The sequence below is a fragment of the Mesorhizobium sp. M7A.F.Ca.AU.001.01.1.1 genome, assembly GCF_004022735.1.
GTDB lineage: Bacteria > Pseudomonadota > Alphaproteobacteria > Rhizobiales > Rhizobiaceae > Mesorhizobium > Mesorhizobium ciceri.
In genome coordinates this window covers 1-1,120 of record NZ_RZPF01001149.1, presented here as the reverse complement: position 1 = coordinate 1,120, position 1,120 = coordinate 1, and the positions used below count along the sequence as shown (strand labels likewise).

The window sequence follows — 1,120 nt, the reverse complement described above, 5'->3', positions numbered from 1 at the left end:
GGCGAAAAGGCGAACCGCCATCTGCACCGCGCCGCCCAGCGCGTCGTCGAGCGGCGGCTTCAGCAGCGCCCGGTAGCGGGCAGACAGGCGCGGTGCAGATGGCGGTTCGCCTTTTCGCCGGACACGCGAAGGCAACTCGATGAGCGAGGCCGCCGACCAGATCTTCGCCACGCTGAAACATCAGGCGCAAAGCGGCGCGCCGCTTTATCTGCAGCTGCGCAAGAGCATCGAGGACGCGGTCAACCGCGGCCTGATCGGGCCGGGCGACGCGCTGCCCTCCGAGCGCGACATCGCCACCAAGGCCGATATTTCGCGGGTCACCGTGCGCAAGGCGGTGCAGGACCTGGTCAAGGGCGGCATCCTGGTGCAGCGCCACGGCTCCGGCACCTTCGTGGCGCCGCGCATGGAGCGTGTCGAACAGTCGCTGTCGCGGCTGACCTCGTTTACCGAGGACATGGCGCGGCGCGGCATGGTGGTGCGTTCGGCATGGCTCGACCGCGGCCTTTACGCACCTTCGCCCGACGAAATGATGGTGCTCGGCCTGTCGTCGAACGAACTGGTGGCGCGCGTGGCGCGCCTGCGCATTGCCAACGACACGCCGCTGGCGATCGAGCGGGCCTCGCTGTCGGCCAGCGTGTTGCCCGACCCGGCCGACATAGGCTCCTCGCTCTATGCCGCGCTGGAATTGACCGGCAATCGGCCGGTGCGGGCGGTGCAGCGCATTTCCGCCGCCAATCTCGGCGACAGCGACGCGCGCCTGCTCGAGGTGCCGCCAGGCATTGCCGGCCTGCACATCGAACGCATTTCCTATCTGGCGAGCGGCAAGGTGATCGAATTCACCCGCTCTATCTACCGGGGCGACGCCTATGATTTCGTCGCCGAACTGCGGCTGACAGGGCCGAGCGAAGAGGGCCGACCATGAGCACGACAGAGCCGACCATGTCGACAGAGATGACCCATATGCGGCGCGAGATCGAGGAGGTCCCGCAGGCCGTCGCCCGCCTGCTCGACGGCTCCGGCGCCGTGCTGACCGAAGCCGGGCGCGGCATCCGTGAACGCGACCCGCAGTTCGTCGTCACCGTGGCGCGCGGCTCGTCCGACCATGCCGCCACCTTCATGA

The 1,120-nt window shown here is 68.5% G+C and carries 1 protein-coding gene and 2 pseudogenes; 2 read left to right on the top strand and 1 reads right to left on the bottom strand.

The features are described 5' to 3' along the window. Positions 1-96, bottom strand: a pseudogene (locus EN884_RS40000) (N-acetylglucosamine kinase); the annotation flags it as partial. Positions 97-139: 43 nt separating this feature from the next. Here EN884_RS40000 and EN884_RS36640 point away from each other — a divergent pair. Both EN884_RS36640 and EN884_RS36635 read left to right on the top strand, forming a co-directional pair. Further along, positions 140-922 carry a GntR family transcriptional regulator gene (locus EN884_RS36640; protein WP_063169682.1) on the top strand — a complete coding sequence of 261 codons (783 nt, stop codon included), beginning with the start codon at positions 140-142 and terminating at the stop codon, positions 920-922. Positions 923-939: 17 nt separating this feature from the next. Then, positions 940-1,120: pseudogene (locus tag EN884_RS36635) on the top strand (aminotransferase); the annotation flags it as partial.

Excerpts from the sequence above, each read along its gene's own strand:
- EN884_RS36640 (WP_063169682.1), top strand. The coding sequence starts at position 140 with ATGAGCGAGGCCGCCGACCAGATCTTCGCCACGCTGAAACATCAGGCG.